This window comes from Nonomuraea muscovyensis (assembly GCF_014207745.1).
In the GTDB taxonomy this organism is placed as follows: Bacteria; Actinomycetota; Actinomycetes; order Streptosporangiales; family Streptosporangiaceae; genus Nonomuraea; species Nonomuraea muscovyensis.
Window position 1 is genome coordinate 3,388,208 of sequence record NZ_JACHJB010000001.1, and the last position, 24,537, is coordinate 3,412,744.

Annotated in this window: 19 protein-coding genes and 1 pseudogene; 17 read left to right on the plus strand and 3 right to left on the minus strand. The window is 72.7% G+C overall.

The window, feature by feature from the left end; all coding sequences use genetic code 11:
* Window positions 1–8: 8 nt before the first annotated feature.
* Window positions 9–425, minus strand: a complete 417-nt coding sequence (gene tnpA, locus FHU36_RS16155) for an IS200/IS605 family transposase (RefSeq protein WP_185084477.1) — start codon at window positions 423–425, stop codon at window positions 9–11.
* A gap of 22 nt (window positions 426–447) precedes the next feature.
* On the opposite strand from tnpA, the gene FHU36_RS16160 reads away from it, so the two are divergent.
* Window positions 448–1,683, plus strand: a complete 1,236-nt coding sequence (locus tag FHU36_RS16160; protein ID WP_185084478.1) for an RNA-guided endonuclease InsQ/TnpB family protein — start codon at window positions 448–450, stop codon at window positions 1,681–1,683.
* Between the two features lie 186 nt (window positions 1,684–1,869).
* On the opposite strand, the gene FHU36_RS16165 is transcribed toward FHU36_RS16160, so the two are convergent.
* Window positions 1,870–3,171, minus strand: a complete 1,302-nt coding sequence (locus FHU36_RS16165; RefSeq protein WP_185084479.1) for a serine/threonine-protein kinase — start codon at window positions 3,169–3,171, stop codon at window positions 1,870–1,872.
* 209 nt (window positions 3,172–3,380) lie between these two features.
* Here FHU36_RS16165 and FHU36_RS44440 point away from each other — a divergent pair, with 209 nt between their 5' ends.
* The 15 genes and pseudogenes from FHU36_RS44440 (at window position 3,381) to FHU36_RS16240 (ending at window position 21,392) form a co-directional block, all read left to right on the plus strand.
* Window positions 3,381–4,904, plus strand: a complete 1,524-nt coding sequence (locus FHU36_RS44440) for a 4Fe-4S binding protein (RefSeq protein ID WP_246502060.1) — start codon at window positions 3,381–3,383, stop codon at window positions 4,902–4,904.
* Complete coding sequence (locus tag FHU36_RS16175; RefSeq protein WP_185084480.1) at window positions 4,901–5,536, plus strand: NADH-quinone oxidoreductase subunit J family protein; 636 nt, start codon at window positions 4,901–4,903, stop codon at window positions 5,534–5,536. The genes FHU36_RS44440 and FHU36_RS16175 overlap by 4 nt, the downstream gene beginning before the upstream one ends.
* Window positions 5,536–5,817: pseudogene (gene nuoK, locus FHU36_RS16180) on the plus strand (NADH-quinone oxidoreductase subunit NuoK); the annotation flags it as partial. The gene FHU36_RS16175 and the pseudogene nuoK, both read left to right, overlap by 1 nt.
* Before the next feature lie 275 nt (window positions 5,818–6,092).
* Window positions 6,093–8,066, plus strand: a complete 1,974-nt coding sequence (locus FHU36_RS16185) for an NADH-quinone oxidoreductase subunit 5 family protein (RefSeq protein ID WP_185084481.1) — start codon at window positions 6,093–6,095, stop codon at window positions 8,064–8,066.
* On the plus strand, window positions 8,066–9,766 hold the full coding sequence (locus tag FHU36_RS16190) for a complex I subunit 4 family protein (protein WP_185084860.1): 1,701 nt from the start codon (window positions 8,066–8,068) through the stop codon (window positions 9,764–9,766). Before FHU36_RS16185 ends, FHU36_RS16190 begins: the two co-directional genes overlap by 1 nt.
* Window positions 9,763–11,520 (plus strand): NADH-quinone oxidoreductase subunit N, encoded by a 1,758-nt coding sequence (locus tag FHU36_RS16195; RefSeq protein ID WP_185084482.1) that lies wholly within the window; start codon window positions 9,763–9,765, stop codon window positions 11,518–11,520. The genes FHU36_RS16190 and FHU36_RS16195 overlap by 4 nt, the downstream gene beginning before the upstream one ends.
* A 608-nt stretch (window positions 11,521–12,128) precedes the next feature.
* Window positions 12,129–13,472, plus strand: coding sequence for a non-hydrolyzing UDP-N-acetylglucosamine 2-epimerase (gene wecB, locus FHU36_RS16200; protein ID WP_185084483.1), 1,344 nt, complete (start codon window positions 12,129–12,131; stop codon window positions 13,470–13,472).
* Window positions 13,469–15,337 carry a polysaccharide deacetylase family protein gene (locus tag FHU36_RS16205; RefSeq protein ID WP_185084484.1) on the plus strand — a complete coding sequence of 623 codons (1,869 nt, stop codon included), beginning with the start codon at window positions 13,469–13,471 and terminating at the stop codon, window positions 15,335–15,337. The genes wecB and FHU36_RS16205 overlap by 4 nt, the downstream gene beginning before the upstream one ends.
* A gap of 36 nt (window positions 15,338–15,373) precedes the next feature.
* On the plus strand, window positions 15,374–15,535 hold the full coding sequence (locus FHU36_RS16210; protein WP_185084485.1) for a hypothetical protein: 162 nt from the start codon (window positions 15,374–15,376) through the stop codon (window positions 15,533–15,535).
* Window positions 15,532–16,776, plus strand: a complete 1,245-nt coding sequence (locus FHU36_RS16215; RefSeq protein WP_185084486.1) for a glycosyltransferase family 2 protein — start codon at window positions 15,532–15,534, stop codon at window positions 16,774–16,776. The genes FHU36_RS16210 and FHU36_RS16215 overlap by 4 nt, the downstream gene beginning before the upstream one ends.
* The gene (locus FHU36_RS16220) at window positions 16,773–17,450 is read left to right on the plus strand and encodes a calcium-binding protein (RefSeq protein WP_185084487.1); all 678 of its coding nucleotides are present in this window, start codon (window positions 16,773–16,775) and stop codon (window positions 17,448–17,450) included. The genes FHU36_RS16215 and FHU36_RS16220 overlap by 4 nt, the downstream gene beginning before the upstream one ends.
* Window positions 17,451–17,541: 91 nt before the next feature.
* Entirely contained in the window at window positions 17,542–18,243 is a 702-nt protein-coding gene (locus FHU36_RS16225) for a response regulator transcription factor (RefSeq protein ID WP_221495910.1), read from the plus strand.
* Between the two features lie 5 nt (window positions 18,244–18,248).
* Window positions 18,249–19,718 carry a hybrid sensor histidine kinase/response regulator gene (locus FHU36_RS16230; RefSeq protein ID WP_185084488.1) on the plus strand — a complete coding sequence of 490 codons (1,470 nt, stop codon included), beginning with the start codon at window positions 18,249–18,251 and terminating at the stop codon, window positions 19,716–19,718.
* A 107-nt stretch (window positions 19,719–19,825) separates the two neighbouring features.
* Window positions 19,826–20,677 (plus strand): zinc metalloprotease HtpX, encoded by an 852-nt coding sequence (gene htpX, locus FHU36_RS16235; protein WP_185084489.1) that lies wholly within the window; start codon window positions 19,826–19,828, stop codon window positions 20,675–20,677.
* Between the two features lie 127 nt (window positions 20,678–20,804).
* On the plus strand, window positions 20,805–21,392 hold the full coding sequence (locus tag FHU36_RS16240) for an FMN-binding negative transcriptional regulator (RefSeq protein ID WP_185084490.1): 588 nt from the start codon (window positions 20,805–20,807) through the stop codon (window positions 21,390–21,392).
* 21 nt (window positions 21,393–21,413) lie between these two features.
* Here FHU36_RS16240 and FHU36_RS16245 read toward each other — a convergent pair whose 3' ends face one another.
* A complete protein-coding gene (locus FHU36_RS16245; protein ID WP_185084491.1) occupies window positions 21,414–22,763 on the minus strand; it encodes a M14 family zinc carboxypeptidase in 1,350 nt (449 codons plus the stop codon).
* A gap of 127 nt (window positions 22,764–22,890) precedes the next feature.
* Here FHU36_RS16245 and FHU36_RS16250 point away from each other — a divergent pair, with 127 nt between their 5' ends.
* On the plus strand, window positions 22,891–24,516 hold the full coding sequence (locus tag FHU36_RS16250) for a PucR family transcriptional regulator (RefSeq protein WP_185084492.1): 1,626 nt from the start codon (window positions 22,891–22,893) through the stop codon (window positions 24,514–24,516).
* Window positions 24,517–24,537 lie beyond the last annotated feature (21 nt).

Genomic DNA, 24,537 nt, shown 5'->3' on the forward strand with positions numbered 1-24,537 from the left:
CACCTGACTCACAGGGGCCGGTTCTGCTGCTCGATGTACTGGCGCAGGACACTGATCGGCGCTCCACCCACTGAACCGGCGAAGTAGGAGCCAGACCACAACGTGTTCGCCCGGTAGGAGTGGGCGGCCAGTTCGGGGAACTCTTGCCGCATCCGCCTGGAGGAGACGCCCTTGAGGCTGTTGACCAGCTTGGACAAGGCGATCTTGGGCGGGAAGTTGACCAGCAGGTGGACGTGGTTGTTCTCGCCGTTGAACTCGGCCAGGCCGGTTTCGAAGTCGGCGCTGACCGCTCTCATGATCTCTTCCAGGCGGGTCAGGTGGGTGTCGGTGAACACCCGATGCCGGAACTTCGTCATGAAAACCAAATGAGCGTGCAGGACGAAAACACAGTGTCTGCCGGTTCTGATATCGCCGTACTCGGCCATAAACCAACTGTAGGGTGATCGGGTGCAGTTGCGGTACTCCTACCGGATCGACCCGACCCCCGGCCAGCGGATCGACCTGGCCAAGGCATTCGGGTGCGCCCGCGTGGTGTTCAACGACGCGCTCGCGCTGCGCAATCACGCTCATGAGCAAGGACTGCCGTTCCTCACCGACGCCGACCTGTCCCGCGCTGTGATCACCGAGGCGAAGAAGACCCCGCGGCGGGCCTGGCTGGGCGAGGTGTCCGCCGTGGTACTCCAGCAGGCCCTGGCGGACTGCACCACCGCGTTCCGCAACTTCTTCGCCTCTGTCTCCGGCAGGCGCAAGGGGCCGAAACTCGCGCCGCCCCGCTTCCGGTCCCGCAAGGACAACCGGCAGGCGATCCAGTTCACCAAGAACGCCCGCTTCTCGATCACCGCGCAGGGCAGGCTGCGCTTGCCGAAGATCGGGGATGTGGCGGTGCGCTGGTCACGGGAACTGCCCGCCGAGCCGTCGTCGGTCACGGTCTTCAAGGACGCGGCCGGGCGATACTTCGCCTCGTTCGTGCTCCAGGTGACCCAGACGGCGTTGCCCGAGACCGGCGCCGAGACGGGCACTGAGACCAGCACTGAGACCGGCGCTGAGACGGGGATCGACCTGGGGCTGGGGCACTTCGCCGTCCTGGCCGACGGCACCAAGGTGTCCTCGCCGAGATTCCTGCGCCGTGCGGAGAAGAAGCTCAGGAAACTCCAGCGGGCGCTGTCGCGCAAGCAGAAAGGATCGAGCAACCGGGCCAGGGCCCGCCTGCGGGTTGCCCGCCAGCACGCCAGGGTCGCCGACGCGCGCCGCGAGTTCCACCACCAGACCTCCACGCGGATTATCCGCGACAACCAAGCGGTGTATGTGGAGGACCTGGCGGTCAAGGGACTGGCCCGCACCCGGTTGGCCAAGAGCGTCCACGATGCCGGGTGGTCGGCGTTCGTGGGCATGCTGGAGTACAAGGCGAAGCTGTATGGCAGGTACTTCGCCAAGGTCGGCCGGTTCTTCCCCTCCTCCAAGCTGTGTTCGGCGTGCGGTGTCGTCGCCGAGGCGATGCCGCTGTCGGTGCGGGAGTGGACCTGCCCGTGCGGGTTCACCCACGACCGGGATGTGAACGCCGCGATCAACATTCTCGCCGCCGGACGGGCGGAGAGACAAAACGCCTGTGGAGATCAGGTAAGACCCGGATCCGTCCGGGCACAGATCAGCGAAACAGGACGCCGGGGAAGTGCCGCCGCGTGAACGGGACGGCACAGGCCAGAATCTCCGGGCTTCAGCCCGGAGAGCGCGTCAAATGACGGCCCCGTCAGCGGACGCCCGCCAGTGCCACGGTCGTCAGTGGACGCCCGCCAGTGCCACGGTCGTCAGTGGACGCCTGCCGGTGTCATGGTCGTGGTCAGTGGACGCCCGCCGGCGCCACGGTCGTCTTCAGTGGACGATCGCCAGCATCACGTCCGAGGCCGAGGGGCGGTCCTCGGGCTGCTTGTGCAGGCAGGCCCCCACGACGCCCCGGAGGGCCGGCGGCAGGGGCGATAAGTCCGGGTGGACCGTCAGCACCCGGTTGAACACAGCCGGCACCGTGTCCTCACCGAACGCCGGGCGCCCCGTGGCCGCGAACACCATCGTCACCGCCCAGCTGAACACGTCGGACGGCGGTCCCACCGGAGCGCCCGACAACTGCTCGGGCGACATGTAGGGCGGGGTGCCCACCATCTTGCCCGAGGTCATCGTCATCTGGTCGAGGGCCCGTGCGATGCCGAAGTCGATCACCCTGGGCCCGTCGTTGCCGATCAGGACGTTGCTCGGCTTGAAGTCGCGATGGACGATCCCCGCCTTGTGGATGGCCGCCAGCGCGCCGGAGGTGGACAGCGCCAGCCGCGTCAGGCCGTCCTCGTCGCGCGGACCGTGCCGGCGGACGAGCTGCTCCAGCGAGGGGCCGTCGACGTACTCGCTCACGATGTAGGCGTGCTGGCCCGTGATGTTGACGTCGAGCAGTCGCGCGGTGGAGAACGTGGCAACCCTGCGCGCGGCGTCCACCTCCCTCGCGAACCGGGCGCGCGCCGTCTCGTCCACCAGGTCGTGCAGGACCTTGACCGCGACCTGCGCCCCGCTGGGAGCCGCCGCGAGGTAGACGGCTCCCTGGCCGCCGCGCCCGAGGGAGCGGAGCACCCGGTAGGGACCGATCCATTCGGGTTCGCCAGGGCGAGGCCGCGACTGCGACGTCGGGTGGGTCGGCCGCTGGTGCGGGTCGGGATGGCGGTAGGACGGGTTGGTGTGCCGGCCGTGGAGGAGGCTCGCGTGGGGGTGCGGCCCCTGAGGCCCGGCCTGAATTCCGGTCCGGGCTCCGGCGTGCGGCCCGGCGGGGAAAGTGCCACCGGCGACCGCGTGGCCGAGCCTGCTGAGACGGGCCCTGGCCATCGCGGGGACGAGGATGCCCGAGTGGATCACGCCACCCAGCCAGCCGACCACCAGCGCCAGCGAGATCAGCGTCGACATCGGCTCCGGGATGTCCTCGAACTGGTCGTAGCTGACGGCCACGATGACGAACGAGCCGATGCACACCGTGTAGACGGCCGCACCGACCACCTGCCACACGCTGCGCAGCCAGTAGGCCGCGAACCCGATCGTGAACGGCGTCGCCAGCCCGCACGTAAACAGCGGCAGGACCGCCCACCCCACGGCGGCGGCCCACGCGAGCCCGCTGGGGCGGCCTGGACGGCTGTTCGACATGCCGGAAGGCTATCGCCCTGTAGCGGCGCATATCGGGCTGTGGACCAATGTTGTGGATAACCCCCCTCCAGCCTGTGGATAGCTGTGGAAAAACTGGGGATAACGGGTCTGGCTCATTCACCTGTGCCGCCAAGTGCGCAATGATGATGACCATGGCGCGGATACCGGGAGTGGGGTTGGCGAAGGGGCTCTCCGTCACCCTCCGCCACATGCTGCGCAAATCCGTGACGCAGCAGTATCCCGAGGTCAAGCCTGACCTCCCGCCCCGCAGCCGCGGCGTGATCGCCCTGGTCGAGGAAAACTGCACCTCCTGCATGCTGTGCGCCCGGGAGTGCCCCGACTGGTGCATCTACATCGATTCCCACAAGGAGACGCTGCCCGCTCCCGAAGGCGGCCGTCCCCGCCAGCGCAACGTCCTCGACCGGTTCGCCATCGACTTCGCCCTGTGCATGTACTGCGGCATCTGCATCGAGGTGTGCCCGTTCGACGCGCTGTTCTGGTCGCCGGAGTTCGAGTACGCCGAGGGTGACATCCGCGACCTCCTGCACGAGAAGGACCGGCTGACCGCCTGGAGCGCCACGGTCCCGCCGCCGCCGGCCCACGACCCCGGCGCCGAACCCCCCAAGGAGCTCGCGGCCGCTCCCCGCCGCCCGGCCCGTCCCGACACGGGCGAGCCCGCCGCCCGCACCTCCTCCACCGGCACGTCGCCGGACCGCCCTTCCGGTACGACCGCCGAGCGTCCCCGCCCCGCCGCCTCGACCACCACGGCAGGCGAGCCGTCGTCACCGGGGGCCACCGAGGCGCGGCGACCCGCCGGCCCCGCGGGAGACCGGCCGCCGGCCGGCGAGCAGCAGCCGCCGGGCACGACGCCCCAGCCGACCAGCGGCGACGCGGCCTCCGGGCCGTCGTCGGCCTCGGACGCCTCCGTCTCCGGAGCCCCGGCCGCACCGGGCGACTTGGGCGACTCAGGCGACTCGGGTGCTGGAGGGCGGACCTCCCCCCGTCCGGGCGCTCAGGACCAGGGGCGCGCGCCCGGCGCGCGGGCCCCGCGCGAGGGGCGCATGGCCAACGTACGCGGCATCCGTCCGCCCGGCGCCCTCCCGACGCCCCCGTCGGCGAACGAGGCGACCACGCCGTCCAAGCGCCTTTCGGAGGGAGAGCCCACGACTGAGGATGCGGGCAGGTCGGCGGAGGCGGCCGGCGGCTCCGAGCCGGACAGGCCGGCGGGAGATCCCGCGATCCCGGACTCCGGCGACCCCGCGAAGAAGCACCCGATTTCGGAGACCGGCGACGCCGGGCGGCGCCTGATCCCGGAGACCGGCGAGTCGGCGGGAACGTCCGTGGTTTCGGACCGGGCGCCTGCTGGGAGGACGTCAACGTCCACGGAGACCGGGGAGACGTCCTCGTCCGGCGAACCTGCCAGGGGCGCTGGCGAGTCCTCGGCAGGACACAGGGCTTCCACAGGAGAAGCACCGTCAGACGAGCCGATCGAAGCGGCCGAGCCGGCCGAGGCGGCCCCCGGGTCGCCCGCGGCTGACGAGGGTTCATCCACAGGCCGCGCGTCCTCCGAAGAGTTTTCCACAGCCCAGGGCGAGCCGCGCCCGGCTCCCGACCCGGAGGGGCAGACTGCTGCCCCGAGCCCGCGCAGGCGGCGGATGCCCGATCCCCGATCCATCCGCCCGCCCGGGCGGCTCACCCCTGACGAGACGAGGGAGTCCGAGGAGGAGTCGTGACCGAGGTGGTGCCCTCCTACCTGTCACCCACCGGCCAGGAGATCGTCTTCTTGCTGCTGGGCGCGGTGGCGGTCGGATCGGCGCTGCTCGTCGTCACGACCCGGCAGCTCGTCCACGCGGCCCTGTGGCTGGTGCTCTGCTTCGGCGCGCTGGCCGGGTGCTACCTGGTGCTGACCGCGGAGTTCGTCGCCTGGGTGCAGGTGCTCATCTACGTGGGCGCGGTGGTCGTCCTGCTGCTGTTCGGCATCATGCTCACGCGGGCGCCGATCGGCCGCACCGCCGACCTCGACAGCGGCAACCGCGTCGTCGCGGCGCTGGTGGCCGTGGCGACGGCCGCCCTCCTGGTCACGGTCGTGGTCGACGCGTTCCGCACGGCCTACATGCCGCTCGTCCCGGGCCAGGGGGCGGCGAAGGAGTTGGGAGCCAGCGTGTTCAGCACGTGGGTGCTGCCGTTCGAGGCGCTGTCCGTGCTCCTGCTGGCCGCCCTGATCGGCGCCATCGTCCTGTCCCGTACGGACATCCCCGGAGGCCCGGCGAGCGAGGGCAGGGCCGGACCCCCCGAGGACGGCTCGCCGTCCGCCGGCACCGCGCGCCGGGACGGGGAGTCGTCTGACCAGGACGGGGGGCATTAGTGCACGTCGTCTATCCGGCGGTCGTCTCCGCTCTTCTCTTCTCCATCGGGGTGTACGGTGTGCTCGCGCGCCGCAACACGATCCTCGTGCTCATGTCGGTCGAGTTGATGCTCAACGCCGTCAACCTCAACCTGGTGGCGTTCGACGTGTGGTTGCGCGACCGGCTGCACAGCGGCCAGGTGCTGACGCTGTTCGTCATCGTGATCGCGGCGGCCGAGGTGGGCGTGGGGCTCGCCATCGTGCTCGCCCTCTACCGCAACCGCCGGACCGTCGACCTCGACCACCTCCGCGACCTGGCCGAACCACCCAAGCCGTCCTCCGCCGCAGACCCTCACACCTCCGCCACCACCACCGGCACGCCCCTCGGGTGGTCGGCGTCCCCTGCCGGATCAGTGGCGGGCACGCCTCCCGCCGGGTCCGGTGAGGCCGCGTCGTCCGTCGGGTCCGGCGATGCCCCGCCTTCCGTCGGGTCTGGTGAGGCCGCCCCTGCCGCTGGGCCCGGCGATGCCGCACCTCCTGCCGGCACCGAGCAGGCAGCCAAGAGAGGGGGCGAAGGGTGACGACCTTCCCGCTGCTGGCCGTGCTCCTGCCCTTCCTCGCCGCCTTCGCGGGCCTGCTCCTGTCTCGCCGGCCGCGCCTGGCGCCGGGCGGGCGGCCCGGTGGGTCGCGTCCACCAGGTGCCGAAGCGGTGGAGAGCCGTGGGAGCACCGAAGTCGACGGGGCCGGGGAGAGGCGGCGGGCGCATGGGCGGGCCGCGTGGATCGCGGTTGTTCCGACGGCTGTCTCCGCTGTGCTGGCCCTGTGGCTGGCCTGGGGGCCCGGGTTCGCGTACCTCGAAGGGGCCGAGCCGGGTGGGCCGGTCGGCCGCGACTACGGGGCGATCGTCACCGGGGGCATCCCCATCTCGTTGACGCTCCAGGCCGACGACCTGTCCGCCGTCCTGGGCGTACTGGTGACGCTCGTGGCGCTGGCCGTCCAGGTCTACTCCGTCGGCTATCTCCACGACGACCCGCGCTACCCGTCCTACAGCGCCTTCGTCAGCCTGTTCACCAGCGCGATGCTGCTCGTCGTCTACTCCGGCGACCTCCTCGTCCTCTACGTGGGCTGGGAGATCATGGGGCTGTGCTCCTACCTGCTCATCGGGCACTGGTGGGAGGACCGGGGCAACTCCCGGGCCGCGGTCAAGGCGTTCCTGGTCACGCGGCTGGGCGACGTGGGGTTCCTGTTCGGGATCTTCGTGCTGGGGTTCGCCGCGGGGAGCTTCCGGATCGCCGACGTGCTCGCCGCGGTGCCCCAGATGTCCACGGGCGCCCTGGTGGCCGCCACGATGCTGCTGCTGGCCGGAGTCGCGGGCAAGAGCGCCCAGGTGCCGCTGCACACCTGGCTGCCCGACGCCATGGCCGGTCCGACGCCGATCAGCGCGCTCATCCACGCCGCCACCATGGTCGCCGCCGGGATCTTCATCGTGGCCAGGCTCTTCCCGGCGTTCCAGGCGTCGGGGCCGACGCTGGACGTGCTCGCCGTGGCCGCGGCGCTCGGCATGCTCGGCGCCGCTCTGGCGGCCCTGGCCCAGGACGACCTGAAACGGGTGCTCGCCTACTCCACCATCAGCCAGCTCGCGTACATGGCCGGAGGGCTGGCGGCCGGGTCCGACCGGGCCGCGATCTTCCACCTGGTCACGCACGGTGCGTTCAAGGCGCTGCTGTTCCTGTGCGCGGGCGTGGTGATCCACCATGTGGGCACCAACTTCATGAGCCGGATGGGTGGTCTGCGGCGGCAACTGCCGGTGACGTTCGTCGCGATGACCGTGGGGTTCGCGGCGCTGATGGGCATCCCGCCGGCCGGCGGTTTCTTCAGCAAGGACGCGGTGCTGCTCGCCATGGAGCAGGCGTGGGCGGGCGGCGGCCTGACGGACGCGGCCGCGCTGCTGCTGTACGGTTGCGCGCTCGCCACCGTCGCCGTCACCGGGGCGTACTCCGCTCGCGCCTGGCTGCGTACCTTCTTCGGCCCGGCCCGAGCCGTCGCCGCCCTGCCCGAGCCGCAGCCCGGCACGGCGCACGTCGTGGACGTGCGCGAGGCGCCGCGCAGCATGCTGGTGCCCGTCGCGCTGCTGACGGTTCCCGCGCTGCTGCTCGGCTTCGCCGGCGGAGTGCACCTCGACGTGGCGGTGGCCGCCGTCAGCGTCGCGCTCGCGCTGCTCGGGGCCGCCGTCGTCTACGCGTTCTGGCGCGGCGACCCGGCTGCCGACCCGGCGCGGCTGCTCGGGCCGCTGCGGATGCCGTGCGAGCGGGCGTTCTACGTAGACGACCTCTACGCGGCCGTGTTCGCGCGGCCGGTGATGGCGCTGGCCCGGCTCGTCGTCCGGACCGATGACGTGGTGGTGGACGGGGCCGTGCGAGGCTCGGGTGGCGCGGCCCGCGGCCTGTCCGGGATACTGCGGCTCGCGCAGAACGGCAACGTTCAGCTCTACGTGAGCGGGGCGCTCGCCGGAATCCTGCTGATCGCGGTGGGGGCGGTGGTGTTCACATGATGGGCTGGCTGCCCGCCGCGCTGCTCGCGGTGCCGCTGCTCGGCGCCCTGGCACTCGTCGCCGCGCCCGGTGCGTCGCGACCTGTCCTGTGCTGGTACGGCACGGCCGTGTCCGGGGTCGTGCTGCTGCTGGCCGCCGTCCTGGTGGCGGCGTTCGACTACGGGCAGGCGGCGCGCCCGCAGTTCACCGTCGACCAGCCGTGGATCCCCGGCCTGGGACTCCGGTTCCACCTCGGCGTGGACGGGATCTCCCTGCCCCTGATCGCGTTGACCGCGCTGCTGACGTTCCTGTGCTTCGCCTACCTGGGCTGGGGCGACGGGCGCGGTCCCGGCCAGTTGCTCGGGGCGCGGGAGGGGGGCGCCCGGCCGAGGGCGCTGGTGTTCACGCTGCTGGTGCTCGAAATCGGCATGATCGGCACCTTCCTCGCACTCGACCTGCTGCTGTTCTTCGTGTTCTTCGAGATCGTGCTGATCCCGATGTACTTCCTGATCGCCGTCTGGGGAGGCAAGGGTCGGCGGGGCGCGGCGATCAAGTTCATCCTCTACACGCTGCTCGGCTCCGTCGTCATGCTGCTCGGCCTGCTGCTCATCTGGGCGCACACCGGGACACTCGACATCGTCGCCCTCGGCCGGGCCCACGGCGCCGGCATGTCGCGGGCCGTTCAGATCGTCGCGTTCGCGGCGGTCGGTCTCGGGCTGGCGGTCAAGACCCCCATGTGGCCGTTGCACACGTGGCTCCCCGACGCGCACACCGAGGCGCCGACCGTCGGCTCCGTCCTGCTCGCCGGCGTCCTGCTGAAGATGGGCACGTACGGCTTCGCCAGGATCGCCATCCCCATCCTGCCCGAGGGGGCGGTGGCGGCGGCGCCCTGGCTGGGGGCGCTGGCCGTGGTCGGGATCGTCTACGGCGCCCTGGCGTGCCTGGCCCAGCGCGACCTGAAGCGCATGATCGCCTACTCGTCGGTCGGGCACATGGGGTTCGTGCTGCTGGGGTTCGCCACGCTGACGACGGTGGGCGTCAACGGGGCCCTGTTCGCCAACATCGCCCACGGGCTGATCACCGGGCTGCTGTTCTTCGTGGCCGGGGCGGTCAAGGACCGGTACGGCACGGCCGACATGCCGTCGCTCGGCGGTGGCATGCTCGCCACGGTGCCCCGGCTGGGGTCGATCCTGACGTTCGCCGCCATCGCGTCGCTGGGGCTGCCGGGGCTGGCCGGGTTCTGGGGAGAGATGCTGGCGTTGCTCGGGGCGTTCCAGCCGGGTGGTGGGTTGCCCCGGGGCCTCTTCCTGACGTTCATGGCGATCGGTGGGCTGGGGGCGGTGCTGACGGCGGCGTACTTCCTGGTCATGCTGTCGCGCGTCACGCACGGCCGTCCCGCGCGGGTCCCCCTCGTGCCGGCGGGCACCGGGGCGGCCGGGCCCGGCCCGGTGGCGCTGGACGAACGCCCGGTTCGGCCGGAACGGGAGGGGGAGCCGGTTCTGCCGGAACAGGAAGGGGAACCGGTTCTGCCGGAACAGGAGGGCGAGCCGGTCCGGGTCGGAGCGGACGTGGGTGGGGCGGGCGTGCGGGACGTGCGAGGTTTTGAACTCGTCGCGTGGGTGCCGTTGATCGTGCTGATCCTGCTGTTCGGGCTCTGGCCCACGCTGCTGCTGTCGCTCACCACCCCGGCCGTGCAGCTGCTGCTGGGAGGGCTGAGGTGATCCAGCAGATCGACTACTTCGCGATCGCGGCGCCGCTGACGCTCGCGGTCGTGGCCGGGCTCGTGCTGCTGCTCGACGCCTTCCTGCCGGCCCGTCCACGGCTACGGACCGGGCTGGGGCTGGTTACGCTCGGCGGGATCCTGGTCTCCCTCGGGTTCGTGGTGGCGCAGGCGGTTCGAGGCGGCCGCCCGCCGGCCACGTTCTGCGTGCCCGAGGCCCTGACCGGGGCGGCGGGTGCTCCAGGCACGACCGGCACGGGCGGTGGCGCGGGACGCGCGGCGGAGGGCGGCGCACGCCTGGAAGGGGTGTCCGGCCAGGCCGACAGCGGGCTGTGCTCGTTCGTCGTGGACCGGTTCACGCTGGTCTTCGCCGGGCTGGTGCTGGTGGCGGCGGTCGTGGTCGTGCTGATGTCGATGACCGAGCTGGCCGGGGGCGGAATCCCGGTCGGGGAGTGGTACTTCCTGCTGCTCTGCACCCTCGTCGGCGCCGTGACGCTGCCGGCCGCCCGCGACCTGGTCATGCTCGTGGTGGCGCTGGAGCTGGTGTCGCTTCCGGTCTTCGCCCTGACCGCGCTGAAACGCTACGACGGGCGCGCCTCGGAGGCCGCGGTCAAGCTGTTCGTCGTCTCGGTGGTGTCGACGGCGGTCATGCTGTTCGGGGTGTCCCTGCTGTACGGGGTCGGGGGGACGGTGTTCCTGTCGCGCCTCGGTGACGTGCTCGGCGGCGCGGCCCTGGCGCCTGGGCTGGCGGACGCGGGTCAGGGGCTGCCCGCGGTGGTCACGGTCGGTGTCGTGCTGGTGTTGGCGGGGTTCGCGTTCAAGATCGCGGCGGTGCCGTTCCACTCGTGGGCGCCGGACGTCTACCAGGGTGCTCCCCTCCCGGTGGCCGCGCTGCTGTCGGTGATCTCGAAGGCGGCGGGGTTCGCGGGGCTGATCCTGCTGCTGGTCACCGCGCTGGCGGGTCAGGTCTCCACCTGGGGGCCGGTGATCGCGGTCGTCGCGGCGCTCACCATGACGGTGGGCAACCTGCTGGCGATGCGTCAACGCTCCGCCGTGCGGCTGCTCGCGTGGTCCTCGGTCGCCCAGTCCGGCTACATTCTCGCCCCGATCGCCGTGACGTCGCAGGCTTCGCCGGGCGGGGCGGCATGGGGACCGACCGCCGCGCCGTCCCAGGAGGCGGTGGGTGCGGCGGCGCAGGGCCCGGTGGCGGTGGCGTCCGAGGCTCTGGCGGCTGGGGAGGCCCTGGGGCATGGCGGGGCGGGAACCGATGCGCTGGCGTCGGGGGCGGTGGGGGCCTCGGTGGCCTACCTCGTCATCTACGCCGCGATGAACCTGGGGGCGTTCGCCGTGGTCATGCTCGTGTCGAGGACGGCCGTGCGCAACGAGCTCGACGACTATCGGGGGCTCGCGCTGCGGAGTCCGGCGGCGGGGCTGGCGTTGGCGTTCTGCCTGATCTGCCTGGCGGGGCTGCCGCCGGGTCTGGCCGGGTTGTTCGCCAAGGTGGTGGTCTTCCGAGAGATCGTGAGCGGCGGAGCGGGCTGGCTGGCCGTGGTCATGGCGGTCAACACGGTGATCGGCCTCTACTACTACGTGGTGTGGACGGCCCGGCTCTTCGCTCCGGGGCCCGCCGTGGTGGTGCGCCGACCGTCCGCCGCGACCTGGGTGGCTGTGGGGCTGGCGGTGATGGTGGCGGTGGCGTTCTCGCTCGCGCCTCAGCTGGTGTTCGACCTGACGGCCCTGTCGGCTTCCCGCTGACCGTTTCCCGGCGCCGGCGTTCTCGTGAGGCATGGTCGTGGGCAGCGTGTTCAGGAACGCGAGTCCGGTCGCAGTGCCGCTCAGCACGGCAGCATCCGAAGTTTCGGCCGAACGTGGGCACCGGCGCTGCTCCGTGCCGAGCGGCTCGGGCGCGTTCCGGGCTGCCTTGAGGGTCAGAACCCCGCACGGTCGACGGCCAGGACCCAGGACTCCGCCCAGGTATGAAGACCCCGGGCCGGGGGTCAGCGATCCAGAACTCCGCCCCAAGCTGAGGACCCCGGGTAGACGGTTGGGGTGGTGTGGTCGGTGGTGGGGGTCTGGTCTTGACGGTTGGGGTGGTGTGGTCGGTGGTGGGGGTCTGGTCTTGACGGTCGGGGTGGTGTGGTCGGAGGTCAGGGCCTGCTCTTGACGGCAAGGATGCCGTGGTCGGCGGTGAGGGCCTCCGCTTTGACGGCCAGAGTCCCTCGGCCGGTGGTGGGGGCATGCGCCGGTGGTCCGCAAGGGCGAATGCTGAGGTAGTGCTGAGGGCGCGTTGAGGATTGCTGAACATTCGATGCGAAATGTCGTTTTATGTGGTCTTCTGCAGTGCCGGGCGTGCGGGGGTAGGCATGCGTCGCGTCATGGTGGTCTACGGCACCCGGCCGGAGGCGATCAAGGTCGCGCCTCTGGTGACCGGGCTCATGGACGCGGCGCGATTCGAGCCGGTCGTGGTCGTCACCGGGCAGCATCGGGAACTGCTCGACCAGGTTCATGAGACATTCGGCGTCAAGCCCGACGTCGACCTGGAACTCATGCGGCCGGGGCAGACGCTCGCCGAGCTGACGAGCCGAGCGGTCTCCGGGCTGGACGCGCTGATGACCGAGCGCCGTCCCGACGCGGTGGTCGTGCAGGGGGACACGACAACCACCCTGGCCGGCGCGCTGGCGGGTTTCTATCACCGGGTACCGATCGTGCACCTGGAAGCCGGGTTGCGCAGCGGTGACCTGTACTCGCCGTTCCCCGAGGAGGCGAACCGCAGCCTCACCAGCCGGATCGCCACCCTGCACCTGGCGCCGACCGCCGGCAGCGCGTGCAACCTGCTGCGCGAGGGCGTGCCCGCCGAGTCGATCGTCGTCACCGGCAACACGGTGATCGACGCCCTGCTGCGGAGCAACCAGGTTTGGCACGGCTACCGGAACCCGCAGCTGGCCCCGCTGGAGCGGGACAGCCGGCGCGTGGTGGTCGTCACCGCGCACCGCAGGGAGTCCTGGGGACGCCGGATGGAGGGCATCGGGCGAGCGCTGTCCCGGTTGGCGACTGGGGAGCGGGACGTGCACATCGTGTTCCCGATGCACCCCAACCCGGTCCTGCGGCGAACGCTGCTCCCGCTGCTCGGCCCTCATCCGAACATCACGGTCACCGAGCCGCTGCACTACGGCGACTTCGCCCGGCTGCTGCGCCGCTCGTACCTCGTCCTGACCGACAGCGGCGGGATCCAGGAGGAGGCGCCGAGCCTGGGCAAGCCGGTGCTCGTGATGCGCGACACCACGGAACGGCCCGAGGCGGTGAGCGCCGGAGCGGCGCGGTTGGTGGGGACCGAGGAGGGCGGCATCGTGGCAGCGGTGAGTGGCCTGCTGCGGTCGCCTGAGGTGTACCGCCGGATGGCACGGGCTCGTAACCCTTACGGCGACGGGCGGGCCACCGAGCGAGTGCTGGCGGCGCTTGCCCACCTGTTCGGTTTCGGGCCCCGCCCGGCACCCTTCCGCCTGCTTCCCGGTGAGGACGAGGTGTCGCCTGGTGAGGACGAGGTGTCGCCCGGGAAGGACGTCCTGCTGCCCGAGCAGGGTCGCCTGCTCCGCCGGCCGGACTGGCGGGTCGCGGACGGGCGGGTCGCGGTCGCGCGTGTTGAGGTCCTCGGTGGGGAGGCCGGTGGGGAGGCCGGTGGGCGGTCACCGGGAGGCACGAGGCCGTGAGCGGCGACAGGCGGGTGAGCGGGCTCAGGCAGCACGCCGGCCTGAGATGGCTGGTCGCCCTGCTGCTGAGCGCTCTCGTCGTGTCGGGGGCGAGTCTGGGGATCTTCTCCCGCAAGGAGCCTGCGACGCTGCCCGCGCCGCGCTCGTGGCCGGAGTGCGGTACGAGCGGCCCCAGGACGCCCACCGGGCACACGACGGGCCTGCAGACGGCGTACGCCGACGCGGGCGCCGACACCGGCGATCGCGCGGACACGGGCGATGGCGCGGACACGGGCGATCGTGCGGACACGGGCGATCGTGCGGACACGGACGCGGGCGATGACGCGGGCGACGGCACAGCCGGTGCGGCCGGCGCGGCTCGCACCACGACGCTGGTCGTCGTCGACGACGCGGACGGTCCGGCCGCGTTCCAGGTCCACGCGAGCCGCGCCGCCAACCTGGTGTCGCACTTCGGGCCGGTACGGGTGGTGCGGACCAGCGCCTACCAGGCCGGCATGCTGGGCCGCCACCGAGCCCTGGTGTACCTGGGCACGTCGGCCGCGCAGCGGCTCCCCGAAGGGCTGCGCCGCGACGTGCTCGCCGCCCCACGCCCCGTCCTGTGGATGGGCGGCAACATCGGCACCCTGACCACCGCGGACGACTTCGCGAACCGGTACGGCTGGCGATGGGACGGCGACGGCCTGGCCCCTCGCCAGGTCCTGGGGCAGCAACCCGCGGACCAGGCCCGGGCGGCAGGGGGACAGGGACTGCACGGCGTCACCGGGGTCCGCTACAAAGGGGCGCTGCTGAGCCGCACCTCCACCCAGGGCCCCGTCGCCACGTTCACCACCCTCGACCCACGGCGAGCCCGGGTCCTGGCCACGGCGGTCACGGACGACGGCCGCAGCCGCCCGTGGGCCGTCAGGTCCGCGAACCTCACCTACCTCACCGAGGTCGCGCTGAACTCCGACACCGACGACGACCGCTTCCTGGCCACGGCCGATCTGCTGTTCGACCTGCTCGCCCCGGGCACGCCGACCCGTCACCGGGCGCTGGTCCGGCTGGAGGACATCGGACCGCAGGCCGACCCCGACGCCGTCCGCGCGGCGGGTGACGCGCTGTCCAGCCTGGGCGTCCCGTTCAGCTTCGGGGTCATCCCCGTCTACCGCGGCCCGCTGCCGGACGGGCCCGAGCGCGCGACGGTGCGCCTGCGGGACCGGCCGGAGCTGGTCAGGGCGCTGGTTCACCTGCTGGACCGCGGCGGCACGATGATCCTGCACGGCTACACCCACCAGTCGGACGGTCCGCCCAACCCCACGAACGGGGAGACCGGGCACGACTTCGAGTTCTTCCGCACCCACTTCGACGCGCAGCGGCGGCTCGTCTACGACGGGCCCATCCACGGTGACTCGGCCGCCTGGATGCAACGCCGCCTCGACGAGGCGACAGCCGAGATCCGGGCGGCCCACCTGCCCGTGCCTCGCGTCTTCGAGACGCCCCACTACGCCGCCTCGCCCACCGACTACCGCGTCATCGCGCGCGAGTTCGACGCCCGCTACGACCGCGGGTCCTACTTCACCCCCGGCTGGCAGGGCCGCTCGCCCGTCTCGCCGTACATGGACGAGCAGTTCGCCCCGTACGTGATCCGCGACGTCTACGGCAGCGTCGTGATCCCGGAGACCCTCGGCATGGTGGAACTGCGACCGTCCCTGCCCGACGAGGGCACCGCCGAGGCGATCCTGGCGCACGCCCGCTCCCAGTTCGTGGTGCGCGACAACGTCGCGAGCTTCTTCTACCACCCGTTCCTCGGCACCGAGCAACTGGAGGACATCGTGAACCGGATGCGGTCGATGGGCTACCGCTTCGTGGCCCCCTGCGAGCTGTGAGAGGGCCGTGACACGCCGAAGGGAGAGGCAGGCATCATGACTCCGGCCACCACCTCATTCGTCACGCAGGCCGTGGACGCCGGCGGCCTGGCATTCGGCGTGGCCCGGCTCGCGCTGGCCGTCGCGGGCCTGCTGTGGGTGCTGTACGTCGTCACCGTCGTCGCGCTGGTGCTCGCCGTCCACTGGAGGAGCCGATGACCACCGTCCTGATCGGGTGTGCGGTGTCGGCCGTGCTGCTGGTCTTCACCTACACGCTGGGGATGTACCTGGAGTCGGCGGGCGCCGCGGACCACCCCGGTGGCAGCGGCGACGGCTTCACCGTCGTCCACGTGGTGCCCTGCCTGAACGAGGCGCGGGTCATCGCCGCCACGCTGCGTCACCTGCCCGAGGGGCTGGTCGTGGTCGTCGACGACGGCTCCGACGACGGCACGGCCGAGGTGGTCCGGCGGCTCGCCGACCCGCGCGTCCGCCTGCTCAGGCGCGAGCCGCCGGACGCCCGGCAGGGCAAGGGGCAGGCGCTCAACCACGCCCTGCGCCACCTGCTGGCCGACCTGCCCGGCGCGCGCCGCACCGCCGACCGCGTCCTGGTCTGCCTCATGGACGCCGACGGGCGGCTCGACCCGGGCAGCCTGGAGGCGGTGCTGCCGTACTTCGCGGATCCCCGGGTCGGCGGCGTCCAGATGGGGGTGCGCATCGGCAACCGGAAGCAGAGCCTCCTCACGCGGATGCAGGACATGGAGTTCGTCGTCTACACGCGGATGTTCCAGCGCACCCGCAGCCGTATCGGGTCGGCGGGGCTCGGCGGGAACGGCCAGGTCATGCGGCTCAAGGCGCTGCTGGACCTCGGTGACCACCCGTGGTCGCGGAGCCTGACCGAGGACCTCGACCTGGGTGTGCGGATGGTGCTGGCCGGCTGGCGCACCGCCTGCGTGCCCGACGCGACCGTGCGCCAGCAGGGGCTCGTCGGCCTGCGCGCCCTGGTGCGGCAGCGCTCACGCTGGTTCCAGGGGCACCTGCAGGCGCTGCGGCTCGTGCCGTCGGTGACCGGCCGGGCGTCCGGCCGGGTCGCGGTCGACCTGCTGAACGTCCTCCTCAGCCCGTTGCTGATCTTCGTGGGCTCGTTCATGACGCTTTCCCTGGCCGCGTCGCTGGTGGGGGTGACCTTCTCGGCCACGGCCCGCGCGCAGCTCTTCCAGCCGGTGCCGATCGTGTCGTGGTACGTGCTGACGTTCGGCGCGGCCTTCCTGCTCGGGCCGCTCTACGCGCGCGTCAGCGGTGACATGGGCCGGCTGCGCGGGCTCGGCTACGGACACCTGTTCATCGTCTTCAACCTGGTGTGGCTCGTCGCGGCCTGGCGGGGGCTGTGGCGCGCGATGCGCGGCCGGCGGGCCTGGCTGAAGACCGAACGGCTCGCCGACCCGTCGCCGGGACCGGCATGACCGCGTTCCTGCCCCGGGCGCTGGCCGCCGTCGCGCTGATCGCCCTTCCGGCCGCGCCGGACCGGCCCGCCCGGTGCGCCCCCTGGGCGGAGGGCACGGTCAGGGCGGGGCTGTTCCTCGAGTACGACGGGTACGGCAGAGCGTGCACGTACCAGGACGGCGGCCGGTGGGTGTGGCGGCTGTCGCCGAGACCGGCACGCGCCCCGGCCGAGACGCACGCGGCGCTGGCCCTGAGCACCGGCGATTACGCGGACGTCCGGCTCCGCGTCCGGGCCAGGACCGTGCATCAGCTGCGGCGTCCCACGCCGAACCCGTGGGAGGTCGCCTGGGTCGTGTGGCACTACACCGACGACAACCACTTCTACTACCTCGTCCCCAAGCCGAACGGCTGGGAGCTCGGCAAGGTCACCCCCGGATATCCGGGCAACCAGCGCTACCTCGCCACGGGCGAGGAGCCCTTCGAGGTCGGCACGTGGCACACGATCGAGATCCGCCAGGTGGGCGACACGATGACGGCGGACGTGGACGGCCGCCGGCTGGTCCGCTTCCGCGACCAGGAGCGGCCCTACCACCGGGGCCGCGCCGGCCTCTACAACGAGGACGCGACGACGGACTTCACGGATCTGGGCGTCGCACCGGCCGCCGAGCGGTTTCGCGGCACCGTGCGGCGGTAGGTGACGCCTGGAACGGGGAGGGGATCGCCAGGGTCACGGGTCGCGCGACCACGCCACCGCTGGTGATCGGTCGCTGACTAGAGGTGATGGCGTGGTGGATCGGCCGGGGGCGCTGGTCATCGAGGACACCGGCGAGGTGCGCCGGCTGCTGTGCGAGGTCCTGCGGATGGCGGGGTTCGACGTCACGGAGGCGGCCACCGGCGCCGAGGGGCTCGACCTGATCGCCGAGAGACACCCCGACCTGGTGACGCTCGACCTCATGCTGCCGGACATGGACGGGATCGAGGTGTGCCGGCGGCTGCGCGGCATGACCAGCGCGTACGTGATCATGCTGTCGGGTCGCACGGAGGAGGCCGACCGTCTCGTCGGCCTGGAGGTGGGGGCCGACGACTACATGACCAAGCCGTTCTCACCCCGTGAGCTCCGAGCCCGGGTCGCGGCGATGTTCCGGCGGCCCCGCCGCGGCGACCTGCGGGGGAGCGGCGACCGGCCGCGCATCCTCACGTCCGGCGACCTCGTCGTGGACGAGGAGAGCCATGAGGTGCGTCTGGCGGGCCGGCCGGTGCCGCTCACCCGGATCGAGTTCGACCTGCTCCTGCTGCTCGCCTCCAACCCGAGGCGGGTGTGGACGCGCGAGACGCTGACCCGGATGGTCTGGCACACCGACTGGCCCGGCAACGACCATGTCATCGACGTCCACGTCGCCAACCTGCGGCGCAAACTGGGCGACGACGCCCGCTCCGGTCGCTGGGTGCGCACGGTGCACGGCGTCGGCTACCGGTTCGGAGGCTGACGGCCATGATCGTCCCGATTCACATCCTGCTGTGCGAGGCGGACGACGACGACGCGCTGCGGATCGTCGCCCGCCTGCTGCGCGACGGGGTGGAGGCGACCCACGAGCGGGTGGAGGACGCCGAGGCGGCGGCCGCGGCGTTGCGGCGCCGCCCGCCGGACATCGTCTTCTCCGACTACCGGATGCCGGCCCTCACCGCGCACGACGTGGTCCGGCTGCTCCACGAGGCCGCGCTCGACGTCCCGTTCATCCTGGTCTCCGGGCAGATCGGCGACGAGCGCGCGGCGGCGCTCATGCGGGCCGGTGCCCGGGACTTCGTCCGCAAGGACCGGCTTTCCCGGCTCGCCCCCGTCGTGCGGCGGGAGCTGCACGAGGCGGAGTGCAGGCACCAGCGCGAGCAGGCGCAGGCCGCGCTGCGGGAGAGCGAGCAGCGGCTACGGCTGTACGCCGCGAACGCTCCCGACGTCATCTTCCGCTGCCGCATGTCCCCCCGGGCGTGGGTGGAGTACGTGAGCCCCGCCACGGCCGCGATCCTCGGCCACCCGCCGGAGGAACTGCTCGGCGACCCCGGCAACCTGCTCGGCCTGGTCCACCCCGCCGACCGCGACCGGCTCGAACGGTCGTGGCGCTCGCCCGGCGGCGAGCCGCTCCTGGTGCGCTGGCTCGGGCCGGACGGCACGACGGTGTGGACCGTCCAGCGGGTGACGGGCATCCGCGACGACGGCGGCCGGCTGCTCGCCGTCGAGGGCATCCTGCGCGACGTCACCGCCCAGGTGCACGTCCGGCGCGAACGCGATCGCCTCGAACGGCGGCTGCGCGAGGCCGAACGGCTGGAGTCCCTCGGCCGGCTGGCCGGCGGCCTCGCGCACGACGTCAACAATCTCCTCGGCGTGATCGCGGGGAACGCCGAGCTGGCCCTCGACACGCTGCCCGAGGACACCCCCGGCCGCGCCGGCGTCGAACGGATCCAGCAGGCTGCCGAGCGCGGCGGAGCCCTGGCCCGGCGGCTGCTGGCTCCGGCCGCCGCGGACCCGCCGGGGTCGGCCGACCCGAACGCGGTCGTCGAGGGGACGGCCGAGTTGCTGCGCCCCACCCTGGCCGGCGGTGTCGAGCTCGTCACCCGGCTGGCTCCCGGTCTGCCCGCCGTCGCCATCGGCCGCGCCGGGCTGGAGCAGGTCCTCATCAACGTGCTGGTCAACGCGCTGGCCGCGATGCCCGGCGGCGGCCGGCTGACCGTCGAGACGGGACGGGGCGACGGCGAGGTCCGGCTCACCGTCTCCGACACCGGACACGGCATGCCCGCCGAGGTGGCCGAGCGCGCCTTCGAGCCGTTCTTCACCACCAGGGAGCACGGCACCGGCCTGGGCCTGTGCACCGCCCGCGGCGCGGTCGAGCGGGCGGGCGGCCGGGCCACGCTCACCTCACGGCCGGGCTCCGGCACCACCGTGCACATCCACCTCCCCGAGGCCCGCTGACCTGCGGCGTTCGTCGCTCAGGGGCAGCGGTCGCACACTCCGGGGAACGATGGACCGGGGAGTAGTCGTTGGACGTGGTGACCCCGCTTCACGAAAGGGGGTGCACCATGCACCACAACGGTCTGCGCACCGCCGTTCTGCTGGGCGGCATGTCGGCGTTGATCCTCGCGGCGGGCGCGTGGCTGGGCGGTGGCACCGGCCTGCGGATCGCGCTGGTGCTCGCCGTGCTGGGCAACGGCGCCGCCTACTTCTTCTCCGACCGGATCGCGTTGTCGGCCATGCGGGCGCGGCCGGTGAGCGAGGTCGAGCACCCCGTCCTCTACAAGATCGTGCGCGAGCTGTCCACGCAGGCCAGGCAGCCGATGCCCCGGCTCTACGTGTCGCCGACCGCACAGCCCAACGCGTTCGCCACCGGCCGCGGTCCGCGCAAGGCCGCCGTCTGCGTCACCTACGGGCTGACCAGGCTGCTCGACGAGCGGGAGTTGCGCGGCGTGATCGGCCACGAGCTGTCGCACGTCTACAACCGCGACATCCTCATCTCCTCCGTGGCGGGCGCGCTCGCCACGATGATCACCTGGCTCAGCTACGTGGCGGTGTTCTTCGGCGGCTCCGACGACGACGAGGGGCCCGGCTTCCTCGGCGCGCTGCTCATGATGGTGCTCGGGCCGGTCGCGGCCGGCGTGATCCAGATGGCCATCTCCCGGGCCCGCGAGTACCAGGCCGACGAGTCGGGGGCCCGGCTGACCGGCGACCCCCTCGCGCTGGCCTCGGCCCTGCGCAAGATCGAGATGGGTGCCCGGCAACTGCCCCTCCCGGAGAACAGCCGGCTCACCTCCGCCTCCCACATGATGATCGCCAACCCGTTCAGCGGCTCGGGCTTCGGCCGGCTGTTCTCGACGCACCCGCCCACCTCCGAGCGGGTGGCGCGCCTGGAGCGGATGGCCGGCTACCGCCGCTGAGTGCGCCGCGACGGGTTTGTCGGGACGCCTTTGTCAGGACGGCTTTGTCGGGACGGGCAAAGCGGGCCGCCGACCTTGATGGCGTGCCACTAGACGCGGCGGGCCCGGCAGCGGTTGCATCTCGTCCATGCTCGAACAACCGATGTACGCGCTGGACGACCCGGCCGCGCTGCGCGCCCTCGTCGCGGCCCACGGCTGGGCCCTGCTCGTGAGCGACGGCGGCCCCGTCGTCTCGCATTTGCCGATCATCCCCGACCCGGCCGACCCCGGGGCCGCCGTCCTCGGGCACCTGGCCCGCGAGGACGCCGAGCTGCACGGCCTCGGCGAGCGGCCCGTGGTGATCGTCGTGCAGGGGCCGCACGGCTACGTCTCGCCCACCTGGTACGAGGCCGGCCCGTACGTGCCGACCTGGAACTTCGTCACCGTCCACCTGCACGGAACGCCGGAGCTCCTCGGGCCGGAGGAGACCTGGCAGGTGCTCTCCGGCACCGTGGACCACTTCGAGGCCGGCCGGCCCGAGCCGTTCCGGATGGGCGAGGTCGAGGAGTACGCCCGCCGGCTCGCCCCCGCGGTGACCGGGTTCAGGCTGGTGCCCACCCGGGTGGTGGGCAAGGCCAAGCTCAGCCAGGACAAGCCGGCCGAGATCGTGGAACGGGTGATCGGCGCCCTGGACGCCGAGAACCCGCCGCTCGCCCGCGCGATGCGGGGTGGGTGAGGCCCGCGCCCGCGCGGGGACTCACGCGTGCGCGGCGCCCGCCAGGATGCCGCCGTACTGGATGGCCACCAGGTGGCGGATCGGGATCGTCTCCTCCGGAGCGCCCGACTCCGCCTCCGCGCACCACGTGGCGTACGTCTCCGCCAGCGCCCGCGCCCGCGCCCGGATCACCGGCGTGCCGTTGCCGACGGCCAATTCGCCCTCCAGCGCCCGCAGCAGCATCCCGCCGAACCGCAGCCGCATGCTGTGCAGCAGGTCGCGGCTGGAGGACACCTCGGCCACCGTGGCCGGCCGCTCGTTCTCCGGGGCGCCGGCGCGGCCGGAGTCGGTGGCCGCCATCCCGGCGAGCATCGGCACGAAGCTCCGGCTGGCCCGCAGGAACGGCGACCCGGTCACCAGGTCGCCCGCCACGGCCGTCAGCGTCTCGTCCAGCACCTCGAACGTGGCCCGCAGGTCGGCGGCCTGGCCGAGCACCAGGTCCCGGTAGGGCCGGTCGGCCGGCGACGTGTCGCCCGCCGAGGCGGTGGTCCAGTAGGGCACCTCCGCGGTCAGGCCGAGCGTGCCGTACCTGGCGATGTAGGAGTCGCTGGCGGCGCCGCCGATGTGCTCGGTGGGGTCCTGGCCGAGAGCCTCCAGGTAGTCGTAGGCGTCCTGCATCCGGGGCGCCAGGTAGACGGCCTGGTCCAGTTGCCGGACGGACGGGTGCTCCGGCTCGCCCGCGTGCAACGGCACGCCGTACCTGCCGGGCAGGGCCTTGAGCACGGCCTGCAGCTCGGGCTCGGGCCGGTTCAGGTAGTAGAAGACGCCGCCCGTCTCGCCGTTGTGCAGGGTGGTCATGAACGCCGGCCTGGTGTCGTCGATCAGCCGCATCAGCGCCAGCGTCTCCGGCAGCACCCGGTCGAAGTAGGCCCGCTTGTAGGCGAACGGGAACGTCCACTCGACCTGCTCGTCGCCTGCCGGCCGGTAGAAGTGCCTGGCGTAGTGGGTCTTGGTGAACGGCCCGGCGAACCAGCCCTCGTTCAGCCGGGTGCCGTCGGGATCGAGGCAGCCCACGACGTGCCAGGTGCGGCCGGTGGCACGGCGCAACCCCGCGTCCTCGCACAGCCGGGTGGCCAGGTGGGAGACGGTCAGGCCGCCGATGGGCTCGTTGGGGTGCGGCCCGGCCGCGACGATCGCGTGGCGCGGCCCGTCGCCCACGGTGAGGCAGAGCAGCGGGTCGCCGAGCCGGGAGGTGCCGATGCGGCGCAGTGACGCCACGCCGGGATGGTCGGCCGCCAGCCGGGTGAGGGTGGCGTACACCTCGTCCACGGTGGCGAACCTGTCGAAGTCGGGGACGGTGTCGAGTTCTGAGATGAGGGTCGCGTCGAGCACATCCCAGTGTCACCCCCTGCCGGGGACGGGGGCATCGTCGCCGCTGCCAACCTCACCGTCCGCGGCTTGTGGTGGCCGTCAAGCAGCAGGCTGGTTGAATGAGACTTCCGTCCCGGAGGTCATAGATATGTCGGTTTCCCCGCGCCCGCCCGACGCCTCGATGACGCGGCCGTACCGGCCACCGCTCGCCCAGGTGCTCCAGACGTTGGGAAGCCACGTGCTGTCGGCCGCGCACCTGCCCGGCGACGGGTCGCTCACCGTGGGCGAGCCCGTGGTGCACGACCCCGACGACCCGCTGGAGGAGCGCCCCGGCTGCGTGCTGCTCGCCGTCGGCTCGGGCGCCGACGCCCGCGACCTGGTACGCCAGGCGGCCGCGCTGTCGTACCACGCGGTGGTCGTCAAGGACCGGGGGACCGACCTCGGCCCGGCCGTCGAGGCGGCGGGGCAGGCACGGATCGCGCTGCTCATCGCCCCCCAGCAGATCCCGTGGCGGCAGCTCGACGCGCTGCTGACCGCCGCGATCTCCGGCCCCGGCGCCGTCACCACGGCCTACGCCTCGGCCGGCGCCGGAGACCTGTTCGCCTTCGCCAACGCCGTCGCCGCGACCATCGGCGGGGCCACCTGCATCGAGGACCCGCAGGGCAACGTGCTCGCCTACTCCAACGTCCCGGGCCAGGAGATCGACGAGATCCGCCGGACCGGCATCCTCGGCCGCAGGACGCCGCAGCGGCCGACCAACCGCACCGAGTACAGCCGCGTCTTCCGCGCCGACGGTCCCGTGCGGTTCGACAGCCTGGGGCCGGGCCACACGCCGCGCCTGGCCACGGCGGTCCGGGCGGGCGCCCAGCTCCTCGGGTTCATCTGGGTGCTCGACGGCACCCCGCCCGTGGTGCCCGGCGCGATGCGGCTGCTGGACGAGGCGGGGCGGGTGGCCGCCCTGCATCTGCTGCGCGCCCGCGACCCGGCCGACCAGGAGCGCCGGCACCGTTCGGAGACGTTGCGCGCCCTGCTCGACGGCACCACCTCCGCCTCGGCGGCCGGCGCCCGGCTGGGTCTGCCGCCCGGCTCGCGGGTGGCCGTCGCCGCCTTCGCGCCGGCCGACCCGGCGCCGGAGCCGGACACGGTGATGGCCGGCGTGCTCGACCTGGTCGGCCTCTGCTGCGAGACCTGGCATCCGCAGGCCGTCTGCACGACCGGCTGGGGCCGCGTCTACGCCCTGCTGCCGGTCCCGCCCGGCACCCCGCCGTCGCGGCTGGCCCGCGCGGCGGGCGACGCCGTCACCGCCGTGCGCAAGTCCGCCCGGCTCAGCCTGTACGCGGGCGTCGGCCCCGTCGTCGCCGGGCTCGGCGAGGCGGCGGCCTCGCGGCGGCTGGCCGAGCGGGTCGTCCGCGTGCTCGCCGACGCGGGAGGCGAGCCGGTCGCGCTGGTCTCCGACGAGCGGGTACGCGCCCGCGTCGCCCTGCTCGACCTGGTGGAGCGGGGCGACGCCGTCGAGCAGGTCCTGGAGCCGGTACGGCGGATGCTCGACCACGACCGGGCGCACTCCACCACGCACGGCGTCACCCTGCTGGCCTACCTCGACGCCTTCGGCGAGGCGGCCAAGGCGGCGGCGGAGCTGTCGGTGCACGAGAACACGCTGCGTTACCGCGTGCGCCGCCTGCAGGAGCTGTTCGACGTGGACCTGGCCGATCCCGCCGAGCGGCTGGTGATCTGGCTGCAACTGCGCCTGCTGCACCTGCGGGGAGAGCTGTAGCGGACCACAATCGGCGGGGGC